The organism is Elioraea sp. (assembly GCF_051860475.1).
Taxonomy (GTDB): domain Bacteria; phylum Pseudomonadota; class Alphaproteobacteria; order Acetobacterales; family Acetobacteraceae; genus Elioraea.
Genome location: NZ_JBHYDW010000058.1, coordinates 7,186 through 24,112 on the forward strand (window position 1 = coordinate 7,186; position 16,927 = coordinate 24,112).

Annotated in this window: 11 protein-coding genes; 4 read left to right on the forward strand and 7 right to left on the reverse strand. The window is 69.9% G+C overall.

Annotated features, from left to right (window positions below; all coding sequences use genetic code 11):
- Positions 1–250 precede the first annotated feature (250 nt).
- Positions 251–964, reverse strand: coding sequence for an NAD-dependent deacylase (locus tag ACTIFU_RS11945; protein ID WP_439578535.1), 714 nt, complete (start codon positions 962–964; stop codon positions 251–253).
- A complete protein-coding gene (locus ACTIFU_RS11950; protein WP_439578536.1) occupies positions 955–1,353 on the reverse strand; it encodes a DUF3775 domain-containing protein in 399 nt (132 codons plus the stop codon). Before ACTIFU_RS11950 ends, ACTIFU_RS11945 begins: the two co-directional genes overlap by 10 nt.
- Before the next feature lie 219 nt (positions 1,354–1,572).
- On the opposite strand from ACTIFU_RS11950, the gene ACTIFU_RS11955 reads away from it, so the two are divergent.
- The gene (locus ACTIFU_RS11955; protein WP_439578537.1) at positions 1,573–2,688 is read left to right on the forward strand and encodes an efflux RND transporter periplasmic adaptor subunit; all 1,116 of its coding nucleotides are present in this window, start codon (positions 1,573–1,575) and stop codon (positions 2,686–2,688) included.
- 4 nt (positions 2,689–2,692) lie between these two features.
- Positions 2,693–5,842 (forward strand): efflux RND transporter permease subunit, encoded by a 3,150-nt coding sequence (locus ACTIFU_RS11960; RefSeq protein WP_439578538.1) that lies wholly within the window; start codon positions 2,693–2,695, stop codon positions 5,840–5,842.
- 9 nt (positions 5,843–5,851) lie between these two features.
- On the opposite strand, the gene glgA is transcribed toward ACTIFU_RS11960, so the two are convergent.
- From glgA to glgX, 5 genes are all read right to left on the reverse strand, one after another.
- On the reverse strand, positions 5,852–7,276 hold the full coding sequence (gene glgA, locus ACTIFU_RS11965) for a glycogen synthase GlgA (protein WP_439578539.1): 1,425 nt from the start codon (positions 7,274–7,276) through the stop codon (positions 5,852–5,854).
- Positions 7,277–7,285: 9 nt separating this feature from the next.
- On the reverse strand, positions 7,286–8,557 hold the full coding sequence (gene glgC, locus ACTIFU_RS11970) for a glucose-1-phosphate adenylyltransferase (RefSeq protein WP_439578540.1): 1,272 nt from the start codon (positions 8,555–8,557) through the stop codon (positions 7,286–7,288).
- Between the two features lie 62 nt (positions 8,558–8,619).
- Complete coding sequence (locus ACTIFU_RS11975) at positions 8,620–11,079, reverse strand: glycogen/starch/alpha-glucan phosphorylase (protein ID WP_439578541.1); 2,460 nt, start codon at positions 11,077–11,079, stop codon at positions 8,620–8,622.
- 165 nt (positions 11,080–11,244) lie between these two features.
- On the reverse strand, positions 11,245–13,269 hold the full coding sequence (gene malQ / locus ACTIFU_RS11980) for a 4-alpha-glucanotransferase (RefSeq protein ID WP_439578542.1): 2,025 nt from the start codon (positions 13,267–13,269) through the stop codon (positions 11,245–11,247).
- Entirely contained in the window at positions 13,266–15,431 is a 2,166-nt protein-coding gene (gene glgX, locus ACTIFU_RS11985) for a glycogen debranching protein GlgX (RefSeq protein ID WP_439578543.1), read from the reverse strand. Before glgX ends, malQ begins: the two co-directional genes overlap by 4 nt.
- Positions 15,432–15,524: 93 nt before the next feature.
- On the opposite strand from glgX, the gene ACTIFU_RS11990 reads away from it, so the two are divergent.
- Positions 15,525–16,226 carry an SDR family NAD(P)-dependent oxidoreductase gene (locus ACTIFU_RS11990; RefSeq protein WP_439578544.1) on the forward strand — a complete coding sequence of 234 codons (702 nt, stop codon included), beginning with the start codon at positions 15,525–15,527 and terminating at the stop codon, positions 16,224–16,226.
- A 165-nt stretch (positions 16,227–16,391) separates the two neighbouring features.
- Complete coding sequence (locus ACTIFU_RS11995; RefSeq protein ID WP_439578545.1) at positions 16,392–16,883, forward strand: TIR domain-containing protein; 492 nt, start codon at positions 16,392–16,394, stop codon at positions 16,881–16,883.
- The last annotated feature ends 44 nt before the right edge of the window (positions 16,884–16,927 follow it).

A 16,927-nucleotide genomic window follows, 5' to 3' on the forward strand; every position in this document is an offset into this window, starting at 1 on the left:
GGGGTGTGGTCGGGGGGTGTCTGTGTACCACCGCGCGGGGGGGGGGGGGGGGGGGGGGGGGGGGGGGGGGGGGGGGGGTGGGGGGGGGGGGGGGGGGGGGGGGGGCCCCCCCCCCCCCCCCGCCCCTTTATTTTGATGGGGGAAAGGGCCGAGGGGTTTCGTTTGCTTCGCTGGCCCGAGGGCCAGCAGGGGTTTCGTTTGCTTCGCTGGCCCGAGGGCCAGCTACGCTGTCCCCTCTCCCCCAGACCCCCTATCCCATCAACCGATCCACGAACGCCGGCACCACCTCGGTCGCCCGGCCATGGATCGCCTCGTCGAACAGGTGACTGCCCTCGCTCGGCTCCAGGTTCAGTTCGACCGTGCGCGCGCGCCCGCGCACCTCGGCGACGAACCCGGCGGCCGGATAGACCGCACCCGAGGTGCCGATCGAGAGGAACAGCCCGCAGTGGTCGAGTGCCGCGCCGATCGCCTCCATCGCCAGCGGCATCTCGCCGAACCACACCACGTGCGGCCGCATCCCGCCCGCGCGACCGCAGGAGGGGCAGGGCGTCGCCACCGACAGGTCCTCGCGCCACGGCATCACCGCCTCGCACAGGCGGCAGCGCGCCTTCGCGAGCTCGCCGTGCATGTGGATCAGGTTCGCCGTGCCGGCGCGGTCATGCAGGTCATCGACGTTCTGCGTCACCACCGTCACGCCGCCCGGCCAGTCGCGCGACAGACGCGCGAGCGCGTGATGCGCCGCGTTCGGCTGCACGGCGGGGTCGGTGATCTGCCGCCTTCGCGCATTGTAGAACGCGTGCACGCGCTCCGGATCGCGCGCAAACGCCTCCGGCGTGGCGACATCCTCGATCCGCACTTTGGCCCAGATGCCGTCGGCGTCGCGGAAGGTGGCGAGTCCGCTCTCGCGCGAGATGCCGGCGCCGGTCAGAACGACGATCGCGGTATCGCGCCCGATCAGCCGCACGACAGGCCGAACGCCGAGAGACCCTCCTCGAGGTAGTCACCGAGCAGCGGCATGCCGACCAGGTAGTCGTCGGCGTTGCGCAGGTTGCGCTCCTTCGCCGTGTGCACCGCCTCGTCCCACTCCGAGACGTCGAACTCGCCGCGGCCGATCCAGGCCAGCGCGATCAGCGCCGCCTGCTGGTCCTCGTTCATCTCCGCGATCGCGTCGCGCAGCTCCTCGGCGATCGTGTCGCCCTCCTCCTCGAGCAGATGCGCCTCGGGATCGTCCTCGTCGGGATCGGAATCGCCGTCGCCCGCCTCCTTGGCGTCGAAGGCGCGCGCACGTGCGATCACCCAGCAGACGGTTTCGGTGGAGATGCCGAGTTCTGGAACGTCATCCTCGTCAGCCATGGCCCTGCCCTCAGTCGCGCGCCGCCTCGTGCATCGGGCGGTGTCGCCGTCATGGACGACTCTCGGCCGGAGTGTGCAAAGGTCGCTTTCGACCCTCAAGGGAATTGTTCGGCCCAGCCCGGCACCGCATGACGGACATCGTGGTGGCACGGCCGGGGCGGGGTGCGATAGCTTCCCGCCGCCTGCGACCGATCGAAGAGAAGCCTTCAAGGAGGAGCGATGCGCATCCATGCATCCGTGCTGGCTGCTGTCCTGGCGTTCGCGTCCGGATCTGCCGCCTCCCAGCCGGCATCTCCGCCCACGCCGCCGGTCGGTGTCATGCAGGTCGCCAAGGAGGCGGTCACCGAGACCGTCTCCTTCGTCGGCCGCATCGAGGCGATCGACCGGGTGAACCTGGTGGCGCGCGTCACTGGGTTTGTCCAGGAGCGCACCTTCCGGGAGGGCCAGGAGGTGGAGCAGGACGACCTGCTGTTCGTGATCGAGCGCGCGCCCTATCTCGCGGCGGTCGAGTCCGCGAAGGCCACGCTGGCCTCGGCCGAGGCGGCGAAGGCGAATGCCGATGCCCAGCTCGCCCGCGCCGAGGAGCTCCTGCGCACCCGCGACACCTCGCCCGCCGTGCGCGATCAGCGCAAGGCTGAGGCGGAGATGGCGGCCGCCAGCGTGCTCGAGGCGCAGGCGGCGCTGACGCGGGCCCAGATCAATCTCGACTACACCCTGATCCGCGCCCCCGTGGCGGGCCGGATCGGCCGCGCCGCCGTCTCGCCCGGCAACGTGGTCGGCCCCGAGACCGGGCCGCTCGCCCTGCTGGTCGGGCAGGACCCGATGTACGTCACCTTCCCGGTGAGCCAGCGCGTCTTCCTCGATCTCGACCGCGAGGCACGACGGGACGCCGAGCAGAAGCTCCGCGTCCGCCTGCGCTTCCAGGACGGCTCGCGCTACGACCAGGCCGGCCAGATCGACTTCGTGGATGTCACGGTTGCGCAGGGCACCGACACGGTGACCGTGCGCGCGCGCATCGACAACCCCGACCGCCGGCTGATCGACGGCCAGTTCGTCACGGTCGCGGTCGAGGGGCCGGAGCCCGAGCAGCGCGTGGTGATCCCGCAATCGGCGATGTTGCTCGACCAGCAGGGCGCCTTTGTGTTCCTGGTCGAGGACGGCAGGGCGGCGATCAGGCGGCTCCGGCTCGGCCAGCCGCTCGAGGGCGGACGGATCGTCGTCGAGGAGGGGCTCGCCGGCGGCGAGATGCTGATCGTCGACGGGCTGCAGCGCGTCCGACCCGGCCAGTCCGTGCAGGGCGTGCCGGCCGCGCCGCGCCCGGCGCGCGGCGGCTGAAGCGATGATCTCGGCGGTCTTCGTCGATCGGCCACGGCTCGCGGTCGTGATCGCGATCGTCACCACCATCGCCGGGCTGCTGGCGCTGAGCCGCATCCCCGTGGCGCAGTATCCCGACATCGTGCCGCCGCAGGTCAGTGTCACCGCGCGCTATCCGGGCGCGAGCGCGGCGGTGGTCGAGCAGACCGTTGGCCAGGTGATCGAGAGCCAGGTGATCGGCGTCGATCGCATGATCTACATGCGCAGCCTCTCGGCGAATGACGGCACCTACCGGCTGAATGTCAGCTTCGAGCTCGGTACCGATCCGGACATCAACACCGTCAATGTGAACAACCGCGTCCAGGTGGCGCTCGCCGGGCTGCCGGCCGAGGTGCGCCAGCAGGGCGTGACGGTGAAGAAGCAGTCCTCGGCGATGCTGAACGTGATCGCCGTCCATGCGCCGGACGGGCGGTATGACGGGCTGTTCCTGTCGAACTACCTCACCATCAACGTGCTCGATGTGATCAAGCGCGTCCCCGGTGTCGGCGATGTGACACTGTTCGGGCCGCTCGACTACGCGATGCGGGTTTGGGTGCAGACCGAGCGCCTCGCGCAGCTCCGGCTGACACCGGCCGAGGTGGTCGCGGCGATCCAGGCGCAGAACGTGCAGGCGCCGGTCGGGCGGATCGGTGCCGAGCCGATCAGCGACGACCAGCAGCTCCAGCTCACCATCACCACGCGGGGACGGCTGACCACGGCGGAGGAGTTCGCCGCCATCGTGATCCGCGCCAACCCCGACGGGTCGACGCTCAGGCTCGGCGATATCGCCCGGATCGAGCTCGGGGCACGACTCGCCGACGTGCGCACGCGCTTCAACGGCCGGGACGGGCAGCTCTTCGCCGTCTACCAGGCGCCGGGGGCGAACGCGGTCGCGACCGCGCGCGCCGTGCAGGCGGCGATGGCCGAGCTCGCCGCGCGCTTTCCCGATGGCATGCAATGGACCGTTGCCTACGACGCGACGACCTTCGTCAGCGAGACGATCCACGAGGTGCAGAAGACGCTGATCGAAGCCTTCGTGCTGGTCGTGCTGGTGGTGTTCCTCTTCCTTGGCAATCTGCGCGCGACCCTGATCCCGACCATCGCCGTGCCGGTGAGCCTGATCGGCACCTTTGTCGCGCTGCTCGCCCTCGGCTACTCGGCCAACACCGTCAGCCTGCTGGCGATGGTGCTGGCGATCGGCATCGTCGTCGATGACGCGATCGTGGTGGTCGAGAACGTCGAGCGCGTGATGCACGAGGAGCCGCACCTCGCGCCCGGGGACGCGGTGAAGAAGGCGATGGCCGAGATCACCGCGCCCATCATCGCGATCACGCTGGTGCTGCTCTCGGTCTTCGTGCCGATCGCCTTCATCCCCGGCATCTCGGGCGAGCTGTTCCGCCAGTTCGCGGTGACGATCTCGGTCGCGATGGTGCTCTCGGCGATCAATGCGCTCACGCTCTCGCCGGCGCTGGCGGCGGTGCTGCTGCGCCCCGCGCACGGCCCAAGGCGAGGGCCGATCGCGGCGATCATGCGCGCGATCGACGCGACCGCGAACGCCTATGCCGGCGTGGTGCGGCGGCTGGTGCGGATCTCGGCCGTCTCGCTGCTGATCGTCGCCGCCTGCATGGCCGGCGTCATCGGCATCGCACGCATCACGCCGACCGGCTTCGTGCCGGAAGAGGATCAGGGCGCGTTCTTCGTGCAGATCCAGCTGCCCGACGCGGCCTCCGTGCCGCGCGCGCTCGCGGTCGCCGAGCAGGTGGAGCGGATCGTCGCCGCCGATCCGGCAGTGGCCAATGTCTCGACCATCGTCGGCTTCAACTTGCTCGACGGCGCGGCGCAGTCGAACGCCGCCTTCATCATCGGCCTCCTGAAGCCGTTCGAGGAACGGCGCGATCCGGCGCTCGCGGTGCAGCCGGCGCTGGCCCGCATGGGTGCGGAGCTCGCCACCATCCGCGACGGCATCGCCGTGCCGCTGAACGTGCCGCCGATCGTGGGCCTGGGCACCGGCGGCGGCTTCACCTTCATGCTCCAGGACCTCGAGGGCCGCGACCCGAAGGAGCTCGCCCAGGTCACGCGTGGGCTGATGGTGGCGGCGAACCAGCAGGAGGGGCTCGCACGGGTGTTCTCGACCTTCAGCGCCTCGAGCCCGTCGATCCGCCTCGATCTCGACCGCGACAAGGCGGCCACGCTTGGCGTGCGCGTCGCCGACGTGTTCGCGACACTGCAAGCGGTGCTCGGCGGCGCCTATGTGAACGACTTCAACCTGTTCGGCCGCACCTGGCAGGTGAACCTCCAGGCCGAGGCCGAGGACCGCCGCGCCGTCGGCGACATCCTGCGCATCCACGTCCGCAACGCCTCGGGCGAAATGGTGCCGATGCGCAGCCTCGCTGAGATCCGCGTCGACGAGGGGCCGCAGAGCATCACGCGCTTCAACAACTACCGTGCAGCGCAGCTTCTCGGGACCGGGGCGCCCGGTGTGTCGTCCGGCCAGGCGCTCGCGTTGATGGAACAGGTCGCCGACCGCACCCTGCCGCAGGGCTATGCCTATGAGTGGTCCGACATCTCGTTCCAGGAGAAGCGCGCCGAGGGCCAGACCGCGGCGATCCTCGCCATGGCGGTGCTGTTCGCCTACCTGTTCCTGGTCGCGCTCTACGAGAGCTGGACCATTCCGGTGCCGGTTCTGCTCTCGGTCTCGGTCGGTCTGCTCGGCGCCTTCCTCGGCATCCTGGTGGTGCAGGCGCCGCTCGACCTCTATGCGCAGATCGGCATCGTCGTGCTGATCGCGCTCGCGGCGAAGAACGGCATCCTGATCGTCGAATTCGCCAAGGAACAGCGCGAGAGGGGCGTGGCCCTGCTCGATGCCGCGACCGAGGGTGCGCGGTTGAGATTCCGGCCCGTGATGATGACCTCCCTCGCCTTCATCATGGGCCTCGTGCCGCTGGTCACGGCGTCGGGCGCGGCCGAGATCGCGCGCCGCAACGTCTCGGTCGGCGTGTTCGCCGGCATGATCGCCGCCGCGCTGCTGGGCATCTTCGTCATCCCGATGCTCTACGTGGTCTTCCAGGGGTTACGGGAGCGGATCAAGGGCTGGGCCGGACGGAAGCCTGCGCCCGAGCGCGCGCCGGCGGAGTAGCAGCGCCCGCTATCGACGCACGATCGCCCGCAGCAGCCCGGCATAGCGCGCCGCCGAACGGGACCAGGACACGTCGGTCGCCATCGCGTTGCGCTGTAGCCTCGGCCATGTCGCCGCATCGGCGAACAGCGTGCCGCCACGACGCAGCGCCGCGGCCAGCATCCCCGCGCTCGGCGGGCTGAACACGACTCCGGTCCCGCATCCGGCCGAGAGTGCCACCTGATTTGCATCGACCACCGTGTCGGCAAGTCCGCCGACGCGCGCGACGATCGGCACCGCGCCGTAACGGAGCGCGCAGAGCTGGGTGAGGCCGCACGGCTCGAAGCGCGACGGCACGATGACGCAGTCCGCACCGCCATAGATCAGTCGGGCGAGCCGTTCGCGGTATCCCGTTTCGATTCCGACGCGGCCTGGATGCCCTTGCGCCGCTGCCCGCGCGCGCGCCTCCAGCGCCGCCTCGCCGCTGCCGAGCAGCGCGAGCACGCCGCCGGTGCTGAGCAGCGCGGGCAACGCATCGAGCAGCAGGTCGATGCCCTTCTGCCAGGTGAACCTGCCGATGAAGCCGAACACCGGCGCAGTGGCGCTTGCCGTCAGTCCGAGCGCCCGACAGAGCGCGGCACGGTTTGTCGCGCGCGGCGCAGGGTCGGCCGCGTCGTAGCGAGCCTCGAGATGCGGATCGCGCGCCGGGTTCCATTCGGCCGTGTCGATCCCGTTGAGGATGCCGTGCAGCACGTCCGCCCGCCCCGCCAGCAGACCGTCGAGACCCATCCCGCCCTCGGGCGTGGTGATCTCGTCGGCATAGGTGGGGGACACCGTGCTGATCGCCTCTGCATACCACAGACCCGCCTTCAGAAAGCCGACACCGCCGTGGAACTCGACACCCGCAAGCGCGAACGCCTCGGCCGGCAGCCCGAGCAGCGGAAACAGCGACGCCGCAAACCCGCCCTGGAACGCGAGGTTGTGCACGGTGAACAGCACCGGCACCTGCGCTCCGCTGTGACGCAGATACGCCCCCGCCAGGCCCGCCTGCCAGTCATGCGCGTGCACTGCGTCGAAGCCCCCACGCACGGCGAGCCGCGCCGCCGCCGCACCGAGGGCGGCGAACCGTACGCCGTTGTCCGGCCAGTCGTCTCCGCCCGGACCAAGATATGGGCTGCCGGGCCGCTCGAACAGCGCGGGCGCATCCACCACGGCGAGGTCGAGGTGACCCGCGCGTCCGCCGAGCACCCGCGCGGCACCGCCCGGCAGTTCAGCGAAGCGCCCAATCTCCTCGGCGCCCTCCAGCGCGCGCAGCACGGCCGGATAGCCGGGAAGCAGCGTCGTCACCGCCACGCCTTCAGCCGCAAGCGCACCGGGCAGCGCGCCGACGACGTCTGCAAGCCCACCGGTCTTGATCAGCGGCACCGCCTCGGAGGCGACGGCAAGGACGCGCATCGCCGCGCGTCAGGCGAGACGCTGGATCATCGGTACGGTGATCAGGCAGATCCCGCGCTCGGTGCGCCGGAACCGCGCCGCGTCCGCCACCGGATCCTCGCCCACCACCAGGCCGGGCGGGATCTGTACGCCGCGATCGACCACGACATTGGTCAGTCGCGCGCCACGCCCGACATCGACCTGCGGCAGCAGCACGGCGCCGTTCAATGACGCGTAGGAGTGCACATGCACGCCGGTGAACAGCAGCGAGCGGTGCACCGCAGCGCCCGAGATGATGCAGCCCCCCGAGACCAGTGAGGAGACGGCCTCGCCGCGCCGGCCGGCCTCGTCATGGACGAACTTCGCCGGCGGCACGACCTCGCCATAGGTCCAGATCGGCCAGTCCTGGTCGAACAGGTCGAGCTCCGGCACGATGTCGGTGAGGTCGATGTTCGCCTCCCAGTAGGCATCGACCGTTCCGACATCGCGCCAGTAGGGCGCGGCCTCGGCGGAGGAGCGCACGCAGGAGCGCTCGAAGCGGTGCGCGACCGCGCGGCCGTTGCGGACAAGATACGGAATCACGTCCCGGCCGAAATCGTGCGTCGAGCCTGTCTCCGCCGCGTCCCGCCGGAGTTGATCCACCAGCAAGGGCGTGTCGAACACGTAGATGCCCATCGAGGCGAGTGCCCGGTCGGGCTGGCCCGGGATCGGGGGCGGATCGGCAGGCTTCTCGACGAAGTCGACGATCAGCCCGGTCTCGTCCACATGCATGACGCCGAAGCCGGTCGCCTCCGCCCGCGGCACGGTGATGCAGGCGACCGTCACATCGGCCTTCGTCTCGACATGCTGCTGAAGCATCACCTCGTAGTCCATCTTGTAGACGTGGTCGCCGGCGAGAACGACGATGTGGCGTGGCGCATGATCCTCGATGATGTCGATGTTCTGGAAGATCGCGTCCGCCGTGCCGCGATACCACATGGTCTCGGAGACGCGCTGGCTCGCGGGCAGGATGTCGAAGCTCTCGTTGCGTTCGGGGCGCAGGAAGTTCCAGCCACGCTGGAGATGGCGGATCAGGCTGTGCGCCTTGTACTGCGTTGCGACCGCGAGCCTGCGGATGCCGGAGTTGATCGCGTTCGACAGCGCGAAGTCGATGATGCGCGACTTGCCGGCGAAGAACACGGCTGGCTTGGCGCGCCGGTCGGTCAACTCCATCAGCCGGGAGCCGCGTCCGCCCGCAAGCACGAAGGCCATCGCGGTGCGCGCAAGCGGAGCGGGAAGAGAGGCTCGGCCGTCAGCAATCATGTCGCATTCCCCTGGTTCGCCTGATCCTGCCAGGGGACGAGGACGGAGCGCCAGCCCGGGCGTCAGCCGCCGCGGCGGCTCTCCAGGGGCGCGCCGGTCTCGGCAGGCTGCGCCGCGATGCGGCGGGCAACCGGAATGTTCCAGATCTTGGTTGCGTACTCCGCGATGGTGCGATCCGAGGAGAACCAAGCCATGTGCGCGGTGTTGAGGATCGTCGCGCGCGTCCAGGACGCGGGCTCGCGCCAGAGCCGGTCAACGCGGCGCTGTGTGGCCCAGTAGGCCTCGAAGTCGGCCGCGACCATGAACGGATCGGCACCCCGCAGCGAGGCGACGAGATCGCGGTAGCGATCCGGCTCGTCAGGCGAGTAGGCCCCCTGCTCCAGTGCGTCAAGCACGGCCGCCAGACGCGGCGCCGCCGCGATTGCTGGCCATCCCCCGGTCCCGCGCGCGCGCCGCTCCGCCACCTCGTCCGCGTTCAGCCCGAACAGGAAGATCGTGTCCTTCGGCACGCGCTCGGCGATCTCGACCGTGGCCCCATCGCGGGTGCCGATGGTCAGCGCCCCGTTCAGCGCCAGCTTCATGTTGCCGGTGCCGGAGGCCTCCATGCCAGCGGTGGAGATCTGCTCGGAGAGGTCGGCGGCCGGCACGATCAGTTCCGCTGCCGAGACGTTGTAGTTCGGCAGGAACACCACCTTGAGCAGGCCGTGCAGAGCCGGGTCGTCGTTGACCGCGACGCCGATGTCGTGCGCGAGCCGGATGATCAGCTTGGCGCGGTGGTAGCTCGCTGCGGCCTTGCCGGCGAACACCTTCACGCGCGGCTCCCAGCCACCTGCCGGATCGGCACGGATCGCCTCGACCAGCGCGATCGTCTCGATCAGGTTCAACAGCTGGCGCTTGTACTCATGGATCCGCTTGATCTGTACGTCCATCATCGCTGCGGGGTCGATGACCAGTCCCAGTTCCGCGCGGATCGTCTCGGCGAGCGCCTGCTTGTTCTGCCGCTTGACCAGGGCGACGTCGCCCTGGAAACCGGCGTCCTCGGCGAGCGGAACGAGTCCCTCCAGCGCACGCGGATCGTCGCGGAACTTCGGCCCGATCGCGGAGTCGATGAGGGCGCAGAGGCGCCGGTTGGACTGGTGCAGCCAGCGCCGGAAGGTGATGCCGTTGGTGATGCCGACGATGCGCCCCGGCGCCACCCGGTCGAGGTCATGGAACACGGTGCGTCGCAGGAGGTCGGTGTGCAGCGCCGAGACGCCGTTCACCCGGTGCGAGCCGATGAAGGCGAGATGGCCCATGCGCACGCGCCGCTCGGCGTTCTCGTGGATCAGGCTGACCGAGGCCGCGAGCGCGTCGTCGCCAGGGAAGCGCTCGCGCAGATCGGCAAGGTGACGCGCGTTGATCAGGTAGATGATCTGCATGTGACGCGGCAGCAGCCGCTCGATCAGCCCGACCGGCCAGCTCTCCAGCGCCTCGGGCAGCAGGGTGTGGTTGGTATAGCCGAACGATCCGATCGTGATCCGCCAGGCCTCGTCCCACGGGATGCGATGCTGATCCAGGCAGATCCGCATCAACTCGGCGATCGCGATCGCGGGATGGGTGTCGTTCAGCTGGATCGCCACCCGATCCGGCATCGAGCCCAGACCACCGTAGACGCGCAGGTGGCGGCGCACGAGATCCTGCAGGGCGGCGGAGGTGAAGAAGTACTGCTGGCGCAGGCGGAGTTCCTGCCCGGCCGGCGTCTCGTCGCCCGGGTAGAGCACCTTGCTGATCGACTCCATCCGGACGCGATCGGCGAGCGCACCGACATGATCGCCGCGGTTGAACGCCTCGAGCTTCAGCGGATCGGGTGCGCGTGCCGACCAGAGCCTGAGCGTGGTCATGCTGCGGCCGCGCCAGCCGACCACCGGCGTGTCGTAGGCGACGGCGTGGACGAGCTCGTCCGGACGCCAGACGCAGGGTCCCTCGGCGAGCGAGCCCTCGACCCAGCCACCGAAGCCTATCTCGGGCGCGATCTCGGGCTTGGCGAACTCCCAGGGATTGCCGAGCGCGAGCCAGTCCTCGGGATACTCGTGCTGCCAGCCGTTCGTCACCACCTGGCGGAACAGCCCGTGGTCGTAGCGGATGCCGTAGCCGAAAGCCGGCACGCCGAGGCTCGCCATGCTCTCCATGAAGCAGGCGGCAAGCCGGCCGAGGCCGCCATTGCCGAGGGCGGCGTCGGGCTCCGCCATGCGGATGCGCTCGAACGTGACGCCGAGCGGGGCGAGCGCGTCGTTCACCTCCTCGGTCAGGCCGAGATTGTCGATGTTGTCCCGCAACAGCCGGCCGATCAGGAACTCGAGCGACAGGTAGTAGACCTGCTTCGCGCCCGTCTCGTAGGCGGAGCGCGTGGTCGCCATCCAGCGATCGACGATCAGGTCGCGCACCGCGCGTGCGGTCGCCATGAACCACTCGCGGTCGGAGGCCGCGTTCTGGCTGCGGCCGACGTCGTAGGTGAGCTTGCGTACGATCGCGTCGCGCAGCATCGCAGGGTCGCGACGCGCGCCGCTTCGTGCTTCGGTATCGAGTGTCACGCTTGGTGTGGTCTCCGCCTCGGCCTGGACACCAGTGGACCATACCGGGGCAGAGATTACTAGAATGGCTGCTGCGCGTGGAGCCTGCCGGCACGCGCCCCGGCGTAACAATTCATGTCACAGTTTTTCGGCGGCATGACGTGACGCTGAAAGCATGGCGATCCGCCGCCTCGTGTCAGGCTGCCCGAGACACGCGCCGCCGTCCGCCGGCAGGCGGCGGCGCCAGTTCGGATGCCCATCGACCGTTCCGGGCAGGTTCGGCTGCTCGGCAAGCGCACAGGCATCCTCGAGCGGCAGCAGCGTCAGCACCGAGGCGGCCGAGCCGACATGCCGGATCGCCGCATCCGCGACCGAAGCGGCATCCGCCTCTCCGGGCGGCGCGCCCGATGCGGCACCGGAGCGGCACATCGCCTGCCACAGCGCGGCGCGGTCGCGGTCGCGGGCCGCCTCCTCGGCGTCCGCGCTCGCCGCGTCCGGGAAGCGATCCAGTCGCCGTCGCCAGTCGATGTCGCGCCCCTGCCACCAGCCGACGACCGTCGGCAGGTCGTGCGTCGTCGTCATGGCCACGGCGCGGCGGGACCAGCGCGCGGGATCGGTGAACACGCCGGCGCCGTCGCGCTCGAACCAGAGCACGCGCATGCCGAGAACCTCTGCCGCCTCCAGTCGGTCTCGGAACCCCTCCGGCAGCGTGCCCAGATCCTCGCCGATGACGATCGCGCGGTGCTCCCACGATTCCAGCGCGATCAGGCGCAGTAGATCGTCGAGCGGGTAGCGGACATAGACGCCCTCGCGCGCCGTCGCGCCGGGCGGGATCAGCCAGAGCCGCGCAAGCCCCATGACGTGATCGATCCGGACCCCACCGGCGTGGCGCAGCGCAGCGCGCAGCACGCCGAGGAACCCCGCATAGCCGGTATCGGCGAGCGCGGTCGGCGAGAACGCGGTCAGCCCCCAGTCCTGCCCGAGCGGCGAGAACGCGTCCGGCGGCGCGCCCACCGATACGCCGGTGAGAATCTGCTCCGGCGCGGACCAGGCCTGGCTGCCCGCGGGATCGGCGCCGACCGCGAGATCGGTGATCAGCCCGATCGCCATGCCGGCGTCGCCGAGCCGTCGTTGCGTCTCGGCAAGGCTTGCATCGGCGAGGAACTGGAGGAAGGCATGGAACGCGGCCTCGCCCTCATGCGCGCGCGCGAAAGAAGCGACCTCGGCACTGCGCGGATCGCGGAACGGTGGCGGCCAGCGTCGCCAGTCGTACGCGCCGCCGCGGGCGACATGGTGCGCGTGCAGCACTTCAAACCGCGCGTGGTCCTCCAGCGGCCGGCCCTCGCGCGCGCGGAAGGCGGCGAAGCGCGGATCATCGGTGTGGCGTGCGAACAGGGCGCGAAACGCCGCGAGCGTGCGGGACGAGACCGCCGGCCAGTCGACGAGGTCGCCGTCGTCGACCGCCGGAGCCGATGCGGCGCCGGGGAACACCAGCGCCGGATCGGCATGCAGCGGGTTGAGGAACAGGCGCGAGGACGGTGCGTAGGGACCGTAGCGATGCGGGTCGGCCGCGAACAGCGCGTGCTGGGGGCTCATCGCGAGGCACGCGGCCCCCTCCCGTGCGGCCGCCTCGCCGAGCAGGGCGAGCGCGCCGTGATCGCCGACGCCGCGATCGCCCGCGCGCCGCAGCGCGTAGACCTGCGCCGCGAGACCCCAGATGCGCTCGTTCCCGTCAAGCGAAACGCACCGCGGCGGCGCGGCCGCGACGGTGGCGCGCCGCCCGCCGAGCTCCAGCACGTGCCAGCCGGGGACGTCGAGCGCCGGCAGACGGGGCTCGCCGTTCCAGCCCGCGACCAGCGTGCCCTCGCGCGTCGTTCCGTTCTCGAGGACGAGCCGCCACCGCTCGCCGACGGTCGCCGCCGGTACCGCGACGCCGTCGGCCCCAACCGTCATGGTCAGCACCGGCGGCAACGCGGCGGCGCGGGCGGCCAGCGCCGCGCGCGAGGCGGCGATCGCGGCCTCGCGGTCGGCCGGAAACCCCATCGCGGCAAGCACCGCCCGCAGCGTATCGGGCGCGACGGTGTTGATCCGGCCCGCATTGTCGCGCCACTCGACCGCGAGCCCGGCCTCCTCGGCGAGTGCGCGCAGCCCGTGCCCGCTCATCGGCGCGCGCCCCCCAAAGTGCAGGCGAGCAGCACGGCGGCATGCGGCGCGAGCTCGATCGCGGTGCCGTCGGCAGGCTCCTCGGCCGCGTCGGGGGCGGCGCTGTCGAGCACGCGCACCCAGTCGAGCGGCGGATCGGGCAGGGTGAACCGATGGGCCACCCGGTCGGCGTTCAGCAGCAGCAGCGTCGCCTGCGCGACACCGCCCTCGATCCAGACACGGCGCAGCGCGAGGGTGTGGCCGGGCTGCGACCAGCCCTCCGGCGTCTTCAGCTGGCCCTCGGCATCGAACCAGGCCGTGTCGGCGAGGCCCGGCCAGGGCTCCACCGCGCCGTGCAGGAACCGGGCGGGACGGAGCGGGGCGAGGCGCGCGCGGGCGGCAATGCAGCGTGCGACGAAGGCACGCAGCCTCCTCATCGCCGGCTCATCGGCGCGCACCCAGTCGATCCAACTCACTGCGTTGTCCTGGCAGTAGGCGTTGTTATTGCCCTTCTGCGTGCGGCCAAGCTCGTCGCCAGCGAGCAGCATCGGCGTGCCGGACGAGGCGAACAGGGTCGCGATCATCGCGCGGCGCACGGATGCGCGCGTCGCGTTGATGGCGGCATCATCGGTCTCGCCCTCGACGCCCCAGTTGCGGCTGTGGTTATGGTCGCCGCCGTCGCGGTTGCCCTCGCCGTTCGCCTGGTTGTGCTTGCGCACATAGGCGGCGACATCGTGCAGCGTGAACCCGTCATGCGCGGCGACGAAGTTCACACTCGCCCAAGGGCGGCGGCGACGCCGGTCGAACAGCTCGGCCGACCCGGTGAGCCGGGCCGCGAGCTCCGGCCGCACACCGGCATCACCGCCCCAGAAGCGGCGGACCGTGTCGCGAAAACGGTCGTTCCACTCGCCGAATCCTGGGGGGAAGCGCCCCAGGTGGTAGCCGTTCGCGCCGAGATGCCACGGCTCGGCGATCAGCTTCACGCGGCCGAGCACCGGGTCCTGGCGGATCGCGTCGAAGAACCCCGCGCCGGGATCGAAGCCATGCTCCTCGCGACCGAGGATCGATCCAAGATCGAAGCGGAATCCATCCACCCGATAGGACACCACCCAGTGGCGCAGGGAGTCCATCACCATCTGCAGCACGCGCGGATGCGTGAGGTCGAGCGTGTTGCCGGTACCGCTGTCGTTCACGTAGCGGCGGCGGTCGTCGGGCGCGAGCCGATAGTAGGAGGCATTGTCGAGCCCACGCCAGCAGAGCGTGGGCCCGGTCTCGTCGCTCTCGCCGGTGTGGTTGTAGACGACGTCGAGGATGGCCTCGATGCCGGCCTGGTGCAGCTGACGGATGGCGGTGCGCAGCTCGTCGCGCGCCTCCGGTGCGGTCAGGTAGCGCGGCTCCGGCGCAAAGAAGCCGAGCGTCTGATAGCCCCAGTAGTTCGACAGGCCGCGCTCGAACAGCACGCGGTCGTGCAGGATCGCCTGCACCGGCAGGAGTTCGACTGCGGTGACGCCGAGCCGCGTCAGGTGCTCGATCACCGCCGGATGCGCGAGGCCGGCGAAGGTGCCGCGCTGCGCCCCGGGCACGGCGGGATGACGCATGGTCAGGCCGCGCAGATGGGCCTCGTAGATCACGGTGCGGTCCCAGGGCACGGCGGGCGGGCGGTCGTCGCCCCAGGGGTAGTCGTCATGCGTGACGACGCATTTCGGCACGTAAGGGGCGCTGTCGCGGCGGTCGGGCGTGCGTTCGCTCTTCGGCTGCGCGCCGGCGAGCGCATCCGACCAGCGGAGCTCGCCGCGGAGCTGCCGCGCATACGGGTCGAGCAGCAGCTTGTTCGGATTGAAGCGGTGCCCGGCCGTCGGATCGAACGGCCCGTGCGCGCGCAGCCCATACACCATGCCGGGTCCGGCGCCGGGCAGGTAGCCGTGCCAGACCTCGTCGGTACATTCGGGCAGGTCGAAGCGTGCGAGCTCGTGGCGACCGTCGGCGTCGAACAGGCAGAGCTCGATCCGCTCGGCATGGGCGGAGAATACGGCGATGTTCACGCCGAGCCCGTCCCAGTGCGCGCCGAGGCGGTGCGGCGATCCGTGATGGAGCCGCTCGGGCAGGCCCGCGGGCCGCACCGGCGCGGCGGCGCGTGCGGAGGCAGGGGCGAACGCCGGGGCGGGAAACGACTCGGTGGTCACGCGACCGGACTATAGGGGAGCGCGCGCGGCGGCGTCATGTGCGATGGCGCGAGGGAAGCCGATCGTGCGAGGCTCGAGGGGACGGAGGACGAGATGCAGGACCGATACGAGCGCGCTCTGATCGTGGGTGTGGGTGGCGGGCTGAGCGCGTCGCTGGCGCGGCTGCTGGCACGCGAGGGGATGCGGGTGGGGCTTGCCGCTCGGTCGGTGGAGAAGCTTGCCGGGCTGGCCGCCGAGACCGGCGCGGTGACGCAGCGCTGCGACGCGACAGCCGCGGCGGAGGTAGAGGCGCTGTTCGCGGCGATGGATGCCGCCCTGGGCGGGCCGCCGGACGTGGTGGTGTACAACGCGAGCTACCGCGTGCGCGGGCCGTTCGTGACGCTCGATCCGGCGGAGGTGGCGCGAACGCTGGCGGTCTCGGCCTTCGGCGGGTTCCTGGTCGCGCAGGCGGCAGCGAAGCGGATGCTGCCGGCGGGCAAGGGCGCGATCCTGTTCACCGGCGCGTCCGCGAGCGTGAAGGGCTACGCGCAGTCAGCGCCGTTCGCGATGGGCAAGTTCGCCCTGCGCGGGCTCGCGCAGAGCCTCGCGCGCGAGTTGCAGCCGCAGGGGATTCACGTCGCGCATGTGGTGATCGACGGCGGCATCCGCTCGGCGCGGCGGCCCGAGCCCGCGGATGCGCCCGACTCGCTGCTCGATCCGGACGCGATCGCGCGCAGCTATCTCGATCTGTTGCGCCAGGACCGTAGCGCCTGGGCCTGGGAGATTGAGCTGCGGCCGTGGGTGGAGCGGTTTTGAGAATCGTGAGGGTTACACTCGGACTCCGTGCCGGCAGAGCGTACGATAGAATATGGTTGTCGCCGAGTCGGGCGCAGGTCGGGTCAGTGCACCGGTGACGGGCTTTCCTGGGTCGCCTGTGCTGCGAACGATAGTGAAGTATATCACCTGAATTGGAGGAAGGATATGAGTTTCCCGCACCCAGCAAGCAGACATAGTCTGCTCATTCCCGTCAAGCACAAGATATTTGTAAGCTATCATCATGGGAATGATCAATCCTGGTATGACATCCTATCGAGGACATTTGATGATCAGTACGATATCATTTCTGACAATTCTTTGGATCGAAGGATAGATAGCACAGATGCTGAGTATGTAATGAGGCGCATCAGAGAGAAATATATTACTGGAAGCTCGTGCACGATCGTGCTGATTGGAGAATATACGTGGGGTAGAAAATACGTTGACTGGGAGATATCAGCAACGATCGAGAAGGAACACGGTCTGATTGGTGTTCGACTTCCAACCGCCCCGGTGGGAGCAGACGCAAAGGTCACAGTTCCAGGAAGATTGTATGACAATATTCAGTCCGGATATGCAGTTTGGACAAGCTGGGCAAATCTTACTTCTGGGATTGACGAGTTTAGAGCCCATCCGGGAAGTTCTGATTCACGCTGAGGAGGTTGCGGCGAGGCGTCGGAGCATGATGCGGATCATGGCCA